This window comes from Streptomyces sp. NPDC057002, assembly GCF_042673825.1.
Lineage (GTDB): Bacteria > Actinomycetota > Actinomycetes > Streptomycetales > Streptomycetaceae > Streptomyces.
Genome location: NZ_JBHURZ010000007.1, coordinates 189,958 through 205,354 on the forward strand (window position 1 = coordinate 189,958; position 15,397 = coordinate 205,354).

General features: G+C 71.8%; 19 protein-coding genes. 17 read left to right on the plus strand and 2 right to left on the minus strand.

Annotated elements, in window-relative coordinates:
• The first annotated feature begins 51 nt into the window (after window positions 1–51).
• From ACFT32_RS31900 to ACFT32_RS31910, 3 genes are read left to right on the plus strand one after another with little or no spacing between them, the layout of a single operon-like run.
• Window positions 52–987 (plus strand): carbohydrate ABC transporter permease, encoded by a 936-nt coding sequence (locus tag ACFT32_RS31900; RefSeq protein WP_382496215.1) that lies wholly within the window; start codon window positions 52–54, stop codon window positions 985–987.
• Window positions 984–1,817: a carbohydrate ABC transporter permease gene (locus tag ACFT32_RS31905; protein ID WP_382496217.1), complete on the plus strand. Its 834-nt coding sequence runs from the start codon at window positions 984–986 to the stop codon at window positions 1,815–1,817. Before ACFT32_RS31900 ends, ACFT32_RS31905 begins: the two co-directional genes overlap by 4 nt.
• Window positions 1,817–3,097, plus strand: coding sequence for an ABC transporter substrate-binding protein (locus ACFT32_RS31910; protein WP_382496219.1), 1,281 nt, complete (start codon window positions 1,817–1,819; stop codon window positions 3,095–3,097). Before ACFT32_RS31905 ends, ACFT32_RS31910 begins: the two co-directional genes overlap by 1 nt.
• A 23-nt stretch (window positions 3,098–3,120) precedes the next feature.
• Here the strand turns inward: ACFT32_RS31910 and ACFT32_RS31915 are convergent, their stop codons facing one another.
• Complete coding sequence (locus tag ACFT32_RS31915) at window positions 3,121–4,005, minus strand: DUF3152 domain-containing protein (protein WP_382496221.1); 885 nt, start codon at window positions 4,003–4,005, stop codon at window positions 3,121–3,123.
• A 139-nt stretch (window positions 4,006–4,144) separates the two neighbouring features.
• Here ACFT32_RS31915 and ACFT32_RS31920 point away from each other — a divergent pair, with 139 nt between their 5' ends.
• The 4 genes from ACFT32_RS31920 to mgt are packed head-to-tail and all read left to right on the plus strand — an operon-like array spanning window position 4,145 to window position 8,266.
• Entirely contained in the window at window positions 4,145–4,840 is a 696-nt protein-coding gene (locus ACFT32_RS31920; RefSeq protein ID WP_382496223.1) for a response regulator, read from the plus strand.
• Between the two features lie 56 nt (window positions 4,841–4,896).
• The gene (locus ACFT32_RS31925) at window positions 4,897–6,408 is read left to right on the plus strand and encodes a sensor histidine kinase (protein ID WP_382496688.1); all 1,512 of its coding nucleotides are present in this window, start codon (window positions 4,897–4,899) and stop codon (window positions 6,406–6,408) included.
• Window positions 6,405–7,007, plus strand: a complete 603-nt coding sequence (locus ACFT32_RS31930) for a hypothetical protein (RefSeq protein WP_382496225.1) — start codon at window positions 6,405–6,407, stop codon at window positions 7,005–7,007. Before ACFT32_RS31925 ends, ACFT32_RS31930 begins: the two co-directional genes overlap by 4 nt.
• Before the next feature lie 59 nt (window positions 7,008–7,066).
• Window positions 7,067–8,266, plus strand: a complete 1,200-nt coding sequence (gene mgt / locus ACFT32_RS31935) for a macrolide-inactivating glycosyltransferase (RefSeq protein ID WP_382496227.1) — start codon at window positions 7,067–7,069, stop codon at window positions 8,264–8,266.
• 128 nt (window positions 8,267–8,394) lie between these two features.
• Here the strand turns inward: mgt and ACFT32_RS31940 are convergent, their stop codons facing one another.
• Window positions 8,395–10,647: an MMPL family transporter gene (locus ACFT32_RS31940; RefSeq protein ID WP_382496229.1), complete on the minus strand. Its 2,253-nt coding sequence runs from the start codon at window positions 10,645–10,647 to the stop codon at window positions 8,395–8,397.
• Window positions 10,648–10,963: 316 nt separating this feature from the next.
• Here ACFT32_RS31940 and ACFT32_RS31945 point away from each other — a divergent pair, with 316 nt between their 5' ends.
• From ACFT32_RS31945 to ACFT32_RS31990, 10 genes are all read left to right on the plus strand, one after another.
• Window positions 10,964–11,512 (plus strand): DUF1697 domain-containing protein, encoded by a 549-nt coding sequence (locus ACFT32_RS31945; RefSeq protein ID WP_382496231.1) that lies wholly within the window; start codon window positions 10,964–10,966, stop codon window positions 11,510–11,512.
• A complete protein-coding gene (locus ACFT32_RS31950; RefSeq protein WP_382496233.1) occupies window positions 11,505–11,867 on the plus strand; it encodes a DUF4440 domain-containing protein in 363 nt (120 codons plus the stop codon). Before ACFT32_RS31945 ends, ACFT32_RS31950 begins: the two co-directional genes overlap by 8 nt.
• 81 nt (window positions 11,868–11,948) lie before the next feature.
• Window positions 11,949–12,245 carry a gas vesicle protein gene (locus ACFT32_RS31955; RefSeq protein WP_382496234.1) on the plus strand — a complete coding sequence of 99 codons (297 nt, stop codon included), beginning with the start codon at window positions 11,949–11,951 and terminating at the stop codon, window positions 12,243–12,245.
• Between the two features lie 125 nt (window positions 12,246–12,370).
• Complete coding sequence (gene gvpJ / locus ACFT32_RS31960) at window positions 12,371–12,763, plus strand: gas vesicle protein GvpJ (protein WP_382496236.1); 393 nt, start codon at window positions 12,371–12,373, stop codon at window positions 12,761–12,763.
• Window positions 12,760–13,479, plus strand: a complete 720-nt coding sequence (locus ACFT32_RS31965; protein ID WP_382496238.1) for a GvpL/GvpF family gas vesicle protein — start codon at window positions 12,760–12,762, stop codon at window positions 13,477–13,479. Before gvpJ ends, ACFT32_RS31965 begins: the two co-directional genes overlap by 4 nt.
• Before the next feature lie 11 nt (window positions 13,480–13,490).
• On the plus strand, window positions 13,491–13,742 hold the full coding sequence (locus tag ACFT32_RS31970; RefSeq protein ID WP_382496240.1) for a gas vesicle protein GvpG: 252 nt from the start codon (window positions 13,491–13,493) through the stop codon (window positions 13,740–13,742).
• Complete coding sequence (locus tag ACFT32_RS31975) at window positions 13,739–14,101, plus strand: gas vesicle protein (RefSeq protein WP_382496242.1); 363 nt, start codon at window positions 13,739–13,741, stop codon at window positions 14,099–14,101. Before ACFT32_RS31970 ends, ACFT32_RS31975 begins: the two co-directional genes overlap by 4 nt.
• A complete protein-coding gene (locus ACFT32_RS31980; RefSeq protein WP_382496244.1) occupies window positions 14,098–14,919 on the plus strand; it encodes a GvpL/GvpF family gas vesicle protein in 822 nt (273 codons plus the stop codon). Before ACFT32_RS31975 ends, ACFT32_RS31980 begins: the two co-directional genes overlap by 4 nt.
• Complete coding sequence (locus ACFT32_RS31985) at window positions 14,916–15,128, plus strand: gas vesicle protein (RefSeq protein ID WP_382496245.1); 213 nt, start codon at window positions 14,916–14,918, stop codon at window positions 15,126–15,128. Before ACFT32_RS31980 ends, ACFT32_RS31985 begins: the two co-directional genes overlap by 4 nt.
• Window positions 15,107–15,391 carry a gas vesicle protein K gene (locus ACFT32_RS31990; protein ID WP_382496247.1) on the plus strand — a complete coding sequence of 95 codons (285 nt, stop codon included), beginning with the start codon at window positions 15,107–15,109 and terminating at the stop codon, window positions 15,389–15,391. The genes ACFT32_RS31985 and ACFT32_RS31990 overlap by 22 nt, the downstream gene beginning before the upstream one ends.
• The last annotated feature ends 6 nt before the right edge of the window (window positions 15,392–15,397 follow it).

The window sequence follows — 15,397 nt, forward strand, 5'->3', positions numbered from 1 at the left end:
CCTTCACGACCATGACGTGGCCCGTCCGAGCCGAGCGAAGGGGCTGATGCCGTGACGTCGGTGACCGAGGTGAGGAAGCCGGCCGATCCGGCACCGGGCCGGGACCGGCCCCGCCGGGCCGTGGACCACGGCGCCTGGTTCCTGGTGCTGCCCGCCTTGATCCCCATCCTCGTACTCAGCGTCGGCCCGCTGCTGTACGGGATCCTGCTGGCCTTCACCGACGCCCAGGCGGGCCGCACCGAGCCCACGCAGTGGATCGGCGGCCTCAACTTCCGGGATCTGCTGCACGACACGCTGTTCTGGGAGTCGTTCCGGATCGGGCTGGTGTGGGCGGTCGGGGTGACCGTGCCGCAGTTCCTGCTCGCGCTGGGCCTCGCCCTGCTGCTCAACCAGGAGCTGCGGCTGCGCTGGCTGGCCCGTGCCCTGGCGATCATCCCGTGGGCCATGCCCGAGGTCGTCGTCGGCATCATGTGGCGGCTCGTCTACAACCCGGACGCGGGCATCCTCAACGAGACCCTGCGCGATGTCGGCCTGGGCGGCGGTCGCGACTGGCTCAGCGGGCTGGCGACCGCGCTGCCCGCCGTGATCCTCGTAGGCGTCTGGGCGGGCATGCCGCAGACGACGGTGGCGCTGCTCGCCGGGCTGCAGAACACCCCGCGCGAACTGCACGAGGCGGCGGCGGTCGACGGGGCGGGTGCCTGGCGCCGCTTCCGCACGGTCACCTGGCCCGCCCTCAGACCCATCGCCCTCGCCATCACCGCGCTCAACCTCATCTGGAACTTCAACTCCTTCGCCCTGGTCTATGTGCTCACCAACGGCGGTCCGGGCGGCCGGACCCGGCTGCCCATGCTCTTCGCCTACGAGGAGGCCTTCCGCTACGGGCAGTTCGGCTACGCGGCGGCGATGGGCTGCGTGATGGTGGCCGTGATCTCGATCGCCCTGGCCGTGTTCCTCGCCGGGCGCATCAGGGGAGGTGACGACGCGTGAGGACCAGCACTCCGGCCCGTGTCGGCCAGTACACCGCGCTGCTCGCGTACCTCGTCTTCCTCGCCTTCCCGTTCCTCTGGCTTCTCTCCACGGCGTTCAAGCCGCCGCGCGAGCTGAGCAGTCTGCATCCGACGTGGATCCCGGAGGACCCCACCCTCGCCAACTTCCGGCAGGCCTTCGACGAACAGCCGCTGCTGCACGCCGCCCTCAACTCCCTGCTCGCCGCGCTCGGAGCGGCGGTCATCGCCGTGCTGATCGCGACGCCGATGGCCTATGTCGTCGCCCGGCGGCGCACCCGGCTGGCGAAGGCCGTGACGGGCTGGGTGGTGGTCAGCCAGGCGTTCCCGTTCGTGCTGCTGATCATCCCGCTGTTCCTCGTGCTGAAGAACCTCCGAATGATCAATTCCGTGCCGGGTCTTGTGCTGGTGTACGTGGTGTGGGCGCTGCCCTTCGCGCTGTGGATGCTCGCCGGGTATGTGCGGGCCGTGCCGCCCGAGTTGGAGGAGGCGGCCGCGGTCGACGGGGCGGGCCGGGTGCGGACGCTGGTGTCGGTGACGGCGCCGCTGCTCGCGCCGGGCATCGTGGCGACGGCGCTGTTCGCGTTCATCACCGCGTGGAACGAGTTCTTCTTCGCGCTGGTCCTGCTCAAGACCCCGGAGAAACAGACCCTGCCGGTGGTGCTCACCCACTTCATCGGGGCCGAGGGCGTGGCCGACCTCGGCCCGCTCGCGGCCGCCGCGTTCCTCGCGACGCTGCCCTCGCTGGTCGTCTTCGCCCTCATCCAGCGGCGGATCACGGGCGGCATGCTCACCGGGGCGGTGAAGAGCTGATGCGCGCCCGGCTGCCGGCCCTGGTCCTGGTCCTGCTGCTGCTCCTCGCCGGCTGCTCCTCCGGCGGCACCCGCGACGACGGCCGGATCACCCTGCGCTTCCAGTCCCTGGCCTGGCAGGAGGAGTCCGTCGAGGCCAACAAGGCGCTGGTGAAGGAGTGGAACGCCACCCACCCGGACGTCCGGGTCGAGTACGTCCAGGGCTCCTGGGACAGCGTCCACGACCAGCTCCTCACCGCCTTCGAAGGGGGCGAGGCACCCGACATCATCCACGACGCCTCCGACGACCTCGCGGACTTCGCCTACGGCGGCTATCTCGCCGACCTCAGCGACCTGCTGCCCGCGCGGCTGAAGTCGGACATCCCGCAGCGCAGTTGGGAGACTACGACCTTCGGGGAAGGCATCTACGGCGTGCCGTTCCTCCAGGAGCCACGGGTGCTGATCGCCAACGCGAAGTGGCTCCGGCAGTCCGGAGTGCGGATCCCGACCCCGGAGAAGCCGTGGAGCTGGGCCGAGTTCCGCCGGGTCACCGAACGCCTCAGCGGCCGGGGGAAGTACGGCATCGCCTGGCCGCTGAAGGAGCCCGTCTCCGCCACGCTCAACCTCTCCCTGTCGGCGGGCGGACAGCTCTTCCACCGTGGGGCGGACGGCAAGGTGACGGTCCGGTTCGGGACGGCCGACCAGGTGGTGCCGCGCACCATCCAGGAGCAGGTCGGCACCGATCGCAGCGCCTCGCCCACGACCCTGGGCAGCGGCGGCGGCGACACCCTGCCCGGCTTCTTCGGCGGGAGATACGCGATGGTCCCGCTCGGCTTCTCCTACCGTCAGCAGATCGTGCAGCAGGCGCCGAAGGGCTTCGACTGGCAGGTGCTGCCCGCCCCGGCCGGCGCCGGAGGGCTCACCCAGGGCGTCAGCCCGCAGACCCTCTCCGTCGCCGAGGACTGCCCGCACAAGAAGGAGGCCGCCGCCTTCATCGACTTCCTCCTCAGACCGCCCAACATGGTCCGCCTCGCCCTCGGCGACTGGATGCTGCCCACCGGCACCCGGGCGCTGGGCGACCCGGCACTGCGCACGTCCGAGCACGGCTGGGCCACCGGCACCGCCCTCGCCGGGCACCTGCGGCCTGCACCCGCGCAGACGGTGCGGGGCTACCCCGAGTGGAAGGACAAGGTGGCGACCCCGGCCCTGCAGGAGTACTACAGCGGAGCCATCGGACTGGGCGCACTGCGCGAACGGCTGGAGGAGGACGGCAACCTGGTGCTGGCGCGCTATCAGCGCTGACGGCGTCGCCGGTCCGGCTCCGTTCAAGGCACGGCGGGGCCCGTGAGGTACCGGCCCTGCTCGTCGTAGGGCCAGACATTGGGCGCGCAGCCGCGCATGCCCTTGATCTGCTGCATCATCGCGGGGGCCGGCTTGCCGGGGCCGGGGCAGCCGACGTGGCCGTGGCCGAGGAAGTGGCCGACCTCGTGGTTGATGATGAGGGCCCGGTAGGCCTTGACGTCCTTGGCGTAGACGGGAGTTGCCCGGAGCCAGCGCTTGAGGTTGACCATGACGTTCTTGGCGACGTTGCAGTTGACCTCGCCGCCGGTGTCCAGGCCGTACTGTCCGCAGATCTTGTCCACGGTCCCGGCGGTGGCGACCTTCACGACGAAGTCGGTGGGCCCGCTCGACACCCGCCGGAACGCCGAACGGCCGTCCGCCGTCCAGCCGCGCCGGTCGGCCAGGACGTTCTCCACCTGCTCGGCGACGTCCGGGGCGGACAGGTCGATGCCGTCCTCGACCTCGACCCGGTAGCGCAGGGGCGTGCCCTGCCCCGCCTCGGTGCCCGAGCCGGGGGCGACGGTGAAGGTGCCGGGGCCGGTGGCCGGGATATCCGGCCGTGCGGAGGGAGAGGGGGAGGGTAAGGCGGTCGGGGAGGACGGGTCCGACGGCGGGAGGGGCCTGGCCGGGGCGGTGGTCGGCGGGGAGCCCGGCGCGGGCTCGGTCGCGGGGCCCGAGCCGGCCTCGGCCGCCGTTCCCCCGGGCTTCGCCGATGTCCAGTCCACCGCCGCGATTCCGGCTGCTCCGAGCAGCGCCAGCGCGGACAGGCCCGCTAACAGCGGGCCCTTGCGGCCGCGCCGCCCGGCGGAGTGCGAAGGTCGGCCGTTCCTGCGGCGGCTGCGGGACGGAGGTGTGGAGTGCGCGGTCATGGTCGTTCAGATTGCGGAAGTCATGTGATCGAACATGGCGCGAAGGGTAACAGAAAGGTAACGAACATCTGCCGAAAGGCCTGTGTGATCATCCGGTAACAGGAGCCCGTCCGGGTGCGGGCCTGCGGATACTGAGCCCATGCCACGAGTTCTGCTGATCGAAGACGACCGCGCCGTTCGTGAAGGAGTCGCCCTCGCCCTGCGCCGCCAGGGACACGACGTCGCCGCCGCCGAGACGGGGGAGGAGGGGCTGGAGCGGCTGCGGTCCTTCCGGCCGGACGTCGTGGTGCTCGATCTGATGCTGCCCGGTATGCCGGGCCTGGACGTGTGCCGTGCCATGCGCGCCCTGGACCAGACCCTGCCGATCCTCATGGCGACCGCGCGCGGCGACGACGTGGACATCGTCGTAGGTCTGGAGGCCGGGGCCGACGACTACGTCGTCAAGCCCGTGCAGGCCCGGGTCCTGGAGGCGCGCATCCGGGCCGTCCTGCGCCGGGCGACGGCCGTGGCGGCGGCCGACGGCGGCATACCGAAGATCGACACCTACGGAGAGCTGGCCATCGACCGCGCCGGGCACTCGGTCACCTGGCAGGGCGCCCCGGTCCCGCTCGCCCCGTCCGAACTGCGGCTGCTGCTGACGCTGTCCGCCGCACCCGGCCAGGTGTTCAGCCGGCAGCAACTCCTGGAAGCGGTCTGGGAACACAGCTATCACGGCGACGCGCGCCTGGTGGACGCCTGCGTCAGACGGCTGCGCGCCAAGATGGGCGAGCCCTCGCGCGAGCCCCGCTACATCCAGACCGTGCGCGGCTTCGGCTACCGGTTCGTGTCCCCGTGAGGAACCCCTCCGCGAGGAACATCCTGGTCCCGCGCCTGCGCGGCCTGCTCCCACGCCTGCGCGGACTCTTCCCGCGCCTGCGCGGCCTGCTCCCACGCCTGCGCGGACTCTTCCCGCGCCTGCGTGGCCTGCGCACGCGTCTGGTGGTGGCGTTCGCGCTCGTCGCCGCGCTCACCGCGGCGACCACCGGCGCCCTGAGCTTCCGGGAGGCGCGCACGGGTGTGCTCCAGCAGAGCCAGGACACCGTGATCAAGCTGCTGCGCACCCAGGTCGACCGGCTCGCCCCGCAGCTCTCCTTTCCCCCGGCCGAGGCCGAACTGCGGCGCTTCGCCGCCGATGTGGCCCGCGCCGAGCCGTCCGGGAGCTGGCGGGTGCTGGTCGGCTACGAGGATCTGAGCGCCACGTCCCGCCCCGACGACCCGTTCCCCGAGCTGACGCCCGATCTGCGCGAGGCCGTGGACTCCAGCCCGGCCACCGTCTTCCAGCGGGTGAACACCGGCGATCACACCTCACTCGTCGTCGGCATGTCGGTCACCTTCGCAGGCGACGAGAACCGCGGGATCGCCTCGGGGGTCCAGGTCTTCCTCACGGTGCCGCAGGCCACCGAACAGCGGTACGTGGACGCCCTGGTCACCGCCGTGGAGCGGGCCACCGTGCCCGCGCTGGGCGTCGCCGTGCTGCTCGCGCTGCTCGCCGCGCGCGGGGTGCTGCGGCCGGTGCGCGCCCTGCGGCACGCCACCCGCAGCATCGCCGAAGGGCGGCTGGACACCCGGCTCGCGGTCAACGGCTCCGACGAACTCGCCGATCTGTCCCACACGTTCAACGAGACGGCCGCCGCCCTGGAGGAGTCGGTGGCCGAACTGCGCGGCATGGAGGCCCGGGCCCGCCGGTTCGCCGCGGACGTCTCGCACGAACTGCGCACCCCGCTGGCCGCGATGGCGGCGGTCACCGACGTCCTCGACGAGGACGCCGCCCGTCTCGACCCGGACACCGCCACCGCGGTCCGGCTGATCAGCGAGGAGACCGTGAAACTGGCCCGTCTCGTGGACGACCTGATGGAGATCTCCCGTTTCGACGCGGGCGCCGCGGTGCTGCACCTGGACGAGATCGACCTCGCCGAGTCGCTGCGCCGTACCCTCGCCGACCGTGCCTGGGCGGACCTGGTGGACGCCGACCTGCCGCCGCCGGACGTCGTGCGCGGCCGCGTCGACCCGCGCCGGCTCGATGTCGTGGTGGCGAACCTGGTCGGCAACGCGCTCCGGCACGGAGCCCGGCCGGTCCGTCTGAGCCTGCGCGCGGACGGCGGGCGGTCGGCGGTCATCGAGGTGCTGGACAGCGGTCCCGGCATCCCCGAGGACGTCCTGCCGCACGTCTTCGAGCGCTTCTACAAGTCGGACACCGCCCGCACCCGGACAGAGGGCAGCGGCCTGGGTCTCGCCATCACCGCGGAGAACGTCCGGGTGCACGGCGGCAGCGTCCGGGCGGCCAACCGGCCGGAGGGCGGCGCGGTGTTCACCGTCGAACTCCCGCTGCGGCGGGACGAACCGGCCCACGGGGAGCACCTGTGACGGCGGCCCGGCGCCGAGCCGCGCTGCTGGTCGGGCCGGCGCTGTGCGGGCTCGCCTCCTGCGGCATACCGGCCACCGGCGTGGTGGAGGCGGGCGGTCCCGCCGGCGGGGTCGTGCCGACGCTACGGGTCTACTTCTTGGCCGACGGCAGGCCCGCGCCCGTCCCGCGCAAGGGCGTCACCCCGATCGGCGCCGCGTCGGCCGTGGAGATGCTGCTGCAAGGGCCCACGGCGGAGGAACGGGCCGCCGGGCTGACGTCGTTGCTGCCGCTGACCGGGGCGGACCCGCCGTCGGCCGTCCCGGCCGATCCTGCCCGGCCCCCGGCCGCGGAGGCATCGCGAGCACCGGCCACGGAGGCCCCGCGGGCGGCCGCCGCCACGAACTTCGCGAAGGTCACGACGCGGGACAACCGGGTGTCCATCGAGCTGTCGCTGTCCTCCACCGGCGATCTGCCCGGCCTCGCGGTGACCCAGCTGATCTGCACCGCCGGCGCCGCCGCGCAGCTCTCGAACCCCGGGGACGACCCGGTGACCGTCACGGTCGCGGGCCGGGACCGCCGCCGTGTCGAGGGCACGGCGGCGCGCTGCCCCACCACGTGATCGACATCGGATAATTGAATAGGTTGCACGAGACGTATCGTCTCGCATACGGTCGGCGCATGACCAGTCGCGCGCACATCGCCATGTTCTCCATCGCCGCCCACGGCCACGTGAACCCGAGCCTCGAGGTGATCCGCGAACTCGTGGCGCGCGGCCACCGGGTGACCTACGCGATCCCGCCGGTCTTCGCGGAGAAGGTCGCGGACACCGGTGCCGAGGTGAAGCCCTGGAACTCCACGCTGCCCTCGCCCGACGACGACCCCGAGGCGTGGGGGAGCACGCTGCTGGACAACGTGGAGCCGTTCCTCGACGACGCGATCCAGGCCCTCCCGCAGCTGATCGAGGCCTATGAGGGCGACGAGCCGGACCTCGTGCTGCACGACATCGCCTCCTACCCGGCCCGCGTCCTCGCCCACCGCTGGGGCGTGCCCGCGATCTCCCTGTCACCGGCGATGGTCGCCTGGGAGGGGTACGAGAAGGAGGTCGCCGAGCCCATGTGGGAGGAGCCGAAGAAGACCGAGCGCGGACGCGCCTACTACGCCCGGTTCCAGGCGTGGCTGGAGGAGAACGGGATCACCCGGCACCCCGACCCGTTCGCGGGCCGCCCCGACTGCTCGATCGTCCTGATCCCCAAGGCGCTCCAGCCGAACGCGGACCGTGTCGACGAGAGCGTGTACTCCTTCGTCGGGGCCTGCCAGGGCGAGCGCCCCGCCGAGGGCGGCTGGCAGCGGCCGGCCGGCGCCGAGAAGGTCGCGCTCGTCTCCCTCGGGTCCGCGTTCACCAAGCAGCCCGGCTTCTACCGGGAGTGCGTCAAGGCCTTCGGTGACCTGCCCGGCTGGCATCTGGTGCTGTCGATCGGCAAGCACGTCGACCCGGCCGAACTCGGGAACATCCCGGCGAATGTCGAGGTGCGCTCCTGGGTGCCTCAGCTGGCGATCCTGAAGCAGGCCGACCTGTTCGTGACGCACGCCGGCGCGGGCGGCAGCCAGGAGGGCCTGGCCACCGCCACGCCGATGATCGCCGTACCGCAGGCCGTGGACCAGTTCGGCAACGCGGAGATGCTCCGGAACCTCGGCGTCGCCCGGTACCTCGCCACGGAGGAGGCGACCGGCGAGGCCCTGCGTGAGGCCGCCCTCGCCCTCGTCGACGACCCCGAGGTCGCCCGTCGCCTCAAGCTCCAGGCGGAGCTGCTCAAGGAGGGCGGCACTCACCGTGCGGCCGACCTCATCGAGGCCGAACTGCCCGTTCGCCAGGGTTAGTCGGGGCGCTGCTCCGCCCCTTGGCTCGCGCCACTGAAAGGGCCCGTCGGCTGCACCGGCAACCAACGGGCCCTTCGGACAGCGGCGGGGATCAACCTCCGCGGCGGGGACCAACCTCGCGGCGGGGATCAGACCTTGACGGGCTCGCCCTCGTCGTCCCGTGCCGCCGATCCCGCGACGACCGCCTGCGGCGCCTCGTCGTGGGTGAGGTCCGGAAGCCGGTGCAGCCACTTCGGCAGATACCAGTTGCGCTCCCCGAGCAGTGCCATGACCGCCGGCAGCAGCACGCCCCGGATGATCGTCGCGTCGATCAGCACCGCGGCCGCGAGCCCCACGCCCATCTGCTTCATGGACTGCATGGACAGCGTCCCGAAGATCGCGAACACGGCGACCATGATGACCGCGGCACTGGTGACGACCCCGGCCGTGGTGACCACGCCGTGCCGGATCGCGTCCTTCGTCGCCAGACCCCGCAGCCGCGCCTCCCGTATCCGGGAGACCACGAACACGTGGTAGTCCATCGACAGGCCGAACAGGATCACGAACAGGAACAGCGGCAGCCAGGTGATGATCGCGCCGACACCCTCCGCGCCCACCAGGGACGCGCCCCAGCCGTGCTGGAAGACGGCGACGAGAATGCCGTAGGCCGCGCCCACCGACAGCAGGTTCAGCACGATCGACGTGAGCGCGATCGTCAGCGAGCGGAACGACAGCAGCATCAGCGCGAAGGCGAAGACCACGACGAACGCGAAGACCGGGACGACGGCTCCGGCCAGCTGGTCGTTGAAGTCCTTTGATCCCGCGATCTGCCCGGTGATCGGCGCGTCGACGCCGTCGACCCTGCCGAGCGTGGCCGGGCGCACCTCGTCACGCAGCTTGTCCAGGCTCTCGCCCGCCTTGTCCTGGTCGGAGCCGCCGACCAGCGGGACATAGACGAACGCGACGTTCTGCGAGTCGTGCAGCTTGATCTCCACCGGGCCGCGCGAGGCGCCCGAACTGATCGCCCGGTCGCGGAAGTCGGCGAGCGCGGACTTCACCTCCGGCGCGTTGATGTCGTCCGCCTTGACGACCACCTGGGCCGGCTCCGAGCCGCCCGGGAAGGCGTCGTTGAGCCGGTTGTACGTCTGCACGATCGGCAGCGAGTCGCCGAACTCCTGGTCCAGCGTGAACTGCTGGGTCTTCATGCCGAGCGCGGGAGCCGTGATGGCCAGCAGCGCACCGGCCGCCACCGCCACGGAGACCACGGGCCGGGCGAGGACACGCCGCAGTACGGCCGTCCAGAACCGGCTGTCCTGGCGGGCGCCCGGCTTGCGCCGGTTCAGGAACGGAATGCGGCCCTTCTCCACACGCTCGCCCAGCAGCGACAGCAGCGCGGGCAGCACCGTCACCGACCCCACCATGGCCACGGCCACCACCATCAGCGAGGCCAGGCCCATCGCCTCGAACTCGGCGAGCCCGGTGAACAGCATGCCCGCCATGGCCACGCAGACCGTGACACCGGAGACGACGATCGCCCGGCCACTGGTCGCGGCGGCGATCCCGAGGGCCGTCCGCGCGTCATGGCCGGCCTCGCGCTCCTCGCGCTCCCGGCGCAGATAGAACAGGCAGTAGTCGACGCCGACCGCCATGCCGACCAGCAGCATCACGGAGTTGGCGGTGTCGCTCATCGGCTGGAGGTGGCTGACCAGGCCCATCAGGCCCATCGTCGCCATGATCGCGGTGACCGCCAGCGCCACCGGCAGCAGCGCCGCAACCAGCGCCCCGAAGGCGATGAGCAGAATGCCGAGGGCCACCGGCACCGCGGAGTACTCGGCCTTCTTGAAGTCGTCCCCGAACGCGTCGTCGAACGTCTTCATCATGCTGGCGCCGCCGATCTCCTCGATCCGCAGCGACGCGTGGTCCTTCTGGACGCCCTCGACGGCCTTCAGCACCGGCTCGACCCGCTCGCCGGCGGTGTCCGCCTCACCACGCATGTCGAACTGCACGAGCGCGCTGCGCCCGTCCTTCGAGATCGTCTTCGTGTCGTACGGCGAGGTCACGTCGGTGACCCGGCCGGTCTCCTCGACGGCTCGGACCACAGCGGTGACGGCATCCTTGAACTCTGCGTCCGTGGCCTTGAGTTCGCCGCCCTTGGCCTGGATCAGGACCGTCTCACCGGCCGGCTCGTCGATCCCGGCGTCCTCGATGATCCGCGCGGCGGTGTGCGTCTCCCCCTTGAGCTGGTCGCTGTCCTTGACGTCGACCCGGCCCGCCGCCGAACCGAGCCCCATCGCCAGGACGACGAACAGCACCCAGATGCCGACGGCGGCCCATCGGTGCCGGGCGCTCCAGCCGCCGGCCCGGGCGGCCAGGCCCCGCACCCGCGCTTCTCCGTTCCCCATGACGGGCTCGCCCCCTCGTGCAGCGGTGGCGGCCCCCTGCCGCCCCCTTTCGTTTCGAAGGTATGTGCCGGATAAAACCATCTCCTCGTGCTGCCCGGTGAAGTGACGGGGCCGGAACTCATCCCCATGGACCTCGCCCTCTCCCCACTGGGGAGGACCGCGAGGGACCGTGGCCCCTTACACATACTGTGTGGATCCTGAGCAGATGGTTGTGCCCCGAGGTGACCGATGAGTAATTTACGGGGCCGGGCAGCCGCCCGCCGACGGCCGTCGTGCCCACCCCCACGGGGCACGAAGGCCGTCCTAAGGTGTGCGGATGACGACGACGTACGCGGCACTGCTGCGCGGCATCAACGTGGGCGGCAGCAGGAAAGTCCCGATGGCGGACCTGCGCACACTCCTGGAGAACCTCGGCCACGAGGGCGTGCGCACGTATCTGCAGAGCGGCCAGGCGGTGTTCACCTCCGGCCATGGTGACGAGCGGTCGCACGCGGCCGAGATCACGCACGCCGTCGAGCGGCACTTCGGCTTCGGCGTCGACGTGATCGTGCGCGACCACGCCTATCTGAAGGCGATCGCCGACGCCTGCCCCTTCCCGGCCGCCGAGCTGGAGGCCAAGCAGCTCCACGTCACCTACTTCTCCGAGCCCGTGGCCCCCGACCGCTTCGCGGAGATCGACCAGGCCGCCTACCTCCCCGAGGAGTTCCGCCTGGGCGACCGCGCCCTGTACCTCTACGCCCCGAACGGCCTCGGCCGCTCCAAGCTGGCCGAACACCTGTCGAAGCCGCGGCTCAACAAGGGCCTGATCGCTACGTCCCGCAACTGGAACACCGTCGCAAAGCTGGTGGAGATGACGGGTGCCTGAGCACGAGTTCGCCGTCGAGTCGGTCATCGAGGCCGAACTGGCCCTGCTCACCCCGGAGGTCCGCCGCTCGCCCGAACGGTCCGGAGCGCTGCTGCACCCCGACTTCCACGAGTTCGGAGCCTCCGGGCGGCACTGGGACCGGGCCGCCATCATCGCCCTCCTGGCCCAGACCACCGACGTGGAGTCCCCGCCCGTCGTCACCTCCCGGATGCGCGGCGTACGGCTGGCCCCCGACCTCGTCCACCTCACCTTCGACACCGAGCACGGGGGCAGACACGCCCACCGCAGCTCGCTGTGGCGGCGGACGGAGGCCGGGTGGCTGCTCTACTTCCACCAGGCGACACCGTTCAGCTGACGGGCAGCGTGACCCGGCGGCCGGGTCGGACGTTTGGCCGAATCGCCCCCACGCGGCCCGGGGGCTTGGCACGGTAGGGCCATGACGAGCACCGATCACCCGACGACTCCATCCGGTCGTACGACGGCCGTCCAGGCCATGCGCGGCGCGGCGGCCCAGCTCGCCGAGCTGCTCGGCACGACCCCCGACTCCGTCTCCGCCCTCCGGCCGACCCCCGACGGCTGGACGGCGGACGTGGAGGTCGTGGAGCTGGAGCGGGTCCCCGACACCATGACCATCATGGCCACCTACCGGGTCACCCTCGACCCGCAGGGCCATCTGCTCGGCTACGAGCGGGTGCGCCGCTACGCCCGCGGCCAGCTCGACCGACAGCGCTAGCACCGGCCCGTCTCCTCTCAACTCCCTCTCGCGGCAACTCTTTTGGTGTTCACGTGAACACGCCCGCCGCCACCCCCGTACCTACGGGCGGCACGAGAACGAGTCTCGCGAGAGGAATCGCCCACGTGACCGTCATGACGCAGTCCGGCGGGATGCAACCCGCCGCCACCTCCAGCGGTTCGGGTTCCGCCGGCCTTTTCGACATCCTCGAACTGATCCTGGACCGGGGGCTCGTCATCGACGTGTTCATCCGTGTCTCACTGGTCGGCATCGAGATCCTGAAGATCGACATACGTATCGTCATCGCCAGCGTCGACACCTACCTCCGGTTCGCCGAGGCCTGCAACCGCCTCGACCTGGAGGCCGGCCGCAAGGCTCCGGACAAACTCACCGACATCGTCGGCAACCTCGTCGAGAGCGGCGCCCGGGGCAATACCAGCGGCGCGATCGGCGGGGCCATCGACGCGATCGGGGACATCTTCGACCGCGACGACAAGGACCGCGAGGAGGAGCGGTGAGCGGCGTCTACGTCTACGCGGTCACCCGATCCGACCACCCCCTGCGGCTGGACGGCCTGCGCACCGTCGGCGGGACCGACGACCCGCCGCGCGTACTCGTCCACGGCCCGCTCGCCGCCGTGGTCAGCGCAGCGCCCCCGGGCCTGCGGCCCAAACGCCGTGACCTCGCCGCCCATCAGGACCTCCAGGAACGCCTGATGGCCGACGGATCGGTCCTCCCCATGCGGTTCGGCCTGCTCGCCCCCGACGACACCGCCGTCCTGACCGCCCTGGAGCACAAGGGCGAGGAGTACGCCCGAAGGCTCGGCGAACTGCACGGCACCGCCGAGTTCAACCTCAAGGCCGCCCGCTCCCAGGACGACCTGCTGCGCGAGGTGCTCGACGAGTCCGAGGAGGCCCGCCGGCTCAACCGGCACACCCGCGACGGCAGCGGCGCCTACGAGGACCGCCTCGCCCTGGGCGAACTGGTGGCCCGGCAGGTCGAGGCCCGGCAGCGGCGGCAGGCCGACGAGATCGTCGGACGGCTGTCCGGGCTGGCCCGGGCCAGCGTCGTGGCCGACCCGTCCAAGGACGACTTCCTCAACGTCTCCTTCCTCGTCGAACGCGCCCGCGCCGACGAGTTCACCGCGGCCGGCCGGGGCCTGGCCCACGACTACGGCGAGGCTTACGACTTCCGGCTGCGCGGTCCGCTGCCCCCCTACAGCTTCGCCGCCTGACGGGGCCACCCATGGGCCTGCTCACCGGCATCCTCACCCTCCCGCTCGCGCCCCTGCGCACCACCCTCTGGGCCGCCGAGCAGCTCCAGGCCGCCGCCGAGACGCAGTACTACGACCCGGCCCCCGTCCGGCAGGCCCTTGTCGACCTGGAACGCGCCCTGCTGGAAGGACGGATCGACGAGGCCGAGTACGACCGCCGCGAGGACGAACTGCTGGACCGGCTCGACGAGATCAACGCCCGGAGACGAGGCCCCCGACCATGACCCACCCGGCAGCAGGCGGACTCGCCGGACCGCCCCGCTTTCCCTCCCCCTACGACCAGGGGCCCGGCGGCCAGACCGCCAACCTCGCCGACATCCTCGAACGGGTCCTCGACAAGGGCGTGGTCATCGCCGGTGACATCCGGATCAACCTGCTCGACATCGAACTGCTCACCATCAAGCTGCGCCTGCTCGTCGCCTCCGTCGACAAGGCGAAGGAGATGGGCATCGACTGGTGGGAACACGACCCCTCCCTCTCCTCCCGGGCCGCCCGCCCCGAGCGGTCCCTGGCCGACGAGAACGAACGACTGCGTGCCGAGATCGCCGCGCTCAAGGCGGCCGAGAGGAGCCCGGAGCCATGACCGAACCCGACCTCGTGTACACCTACGCCGTCCTGCGCCGCACCCCCGAGGCCACCGCGGCGGTGACGCAGCTGCGCGGAGTCGCCGGAGAACCGATCCACCTGGTCGACCCGGCGGCCGGCACGACCCGGCTCGCCTTCGCCGTCGGCCACGTCCCGGCCGCCGACTACGACGAGACTCCCCTCAAGGCCCACCTCGACGACCTGGACTGGCTGGAGTCCACGGTCCGCTCCCACCACGCCGTCGTGGCCGCCCTCGTCGGCTGCGGCGCCGCCGTACTGCCCCTGCGCCTGGCCACCGTCTACCACGACGAGGACAGCGCCCGGCAGGCCCTCGACACCCGCCGCGACTACTTCCTGTCCCTGCTGGACCGCCTCACGGGCCATGTGGAACTCGGCGTCAAGATCTACGCCACACCCGACATCACCCCGCCCGAAGCGGACACCGGCGCCGGACAGGAACAGCCCACCGGCCTCGGTGCCGGCCGCGCCTATCTGTCGATCCGCCGCCGCAGACAACGCAGAAACGAGGAGGCCTGGCGCACGGTCGCCCAGGCCGCCGCACACCTCACCGAGACGGCCGCCACCCTCGCCGTGGACCGCGTGGCACACAGCCCGCAGCGCGGCAGCCTCGCGGGCCCCGGCCCCGGCACCAACGTGGGCAACGACGCCTACCTCGTCGCCGCCGGCCGCGTCGACGCCTTCCGCGCCGGAGTCCTCGCGGCCGCCGAGGGCGTCCCCGGCCTCCGCGTGGAGGTCACCGGCCCCTGGGCCCCCTACTCCTTCGCCCTCCAGCCGGAGCCGGAGCCCGCCGCGTGACCGTCGCCCCCTACGCCGACCGCCCGGTCGCCCTCATCGACCTCCTCGACCGGCTCCTCCAGGGCGGCGTCGTCGTCACCGGCGACCTCGTCCTGTCCATCGCGGACGTCGACCTGGTCCGCATCGACCTGCGCGCGGTCATCGCCCCCGTGGCCGCGTCGGCACTCTCCCAGATCAGTGAGGCTCCATGCCCCCGGCCCGCCGTCTGACCACCGACCCCGATACGGTCGAACGCGACCTGGTCAAACTCGTCCTGACCGTCGTCGAACTCCTCCGCCAGCTCATGGAACGCCAGGCCCTCCACCGCGTCGACATCGGCGACCTCACGGAGGAACAGGAGGAACGCGTCGGCCTGACCCTGATGCTCCTCGACGACCGCATGCGAGAACTCTGCGCGCGCTACGACCTACACCCGGAGGACCTCAACCTGGACCTGGGGCCGCTGGGCACCCTGCTGCCGTCACACCGGTGACGGCTT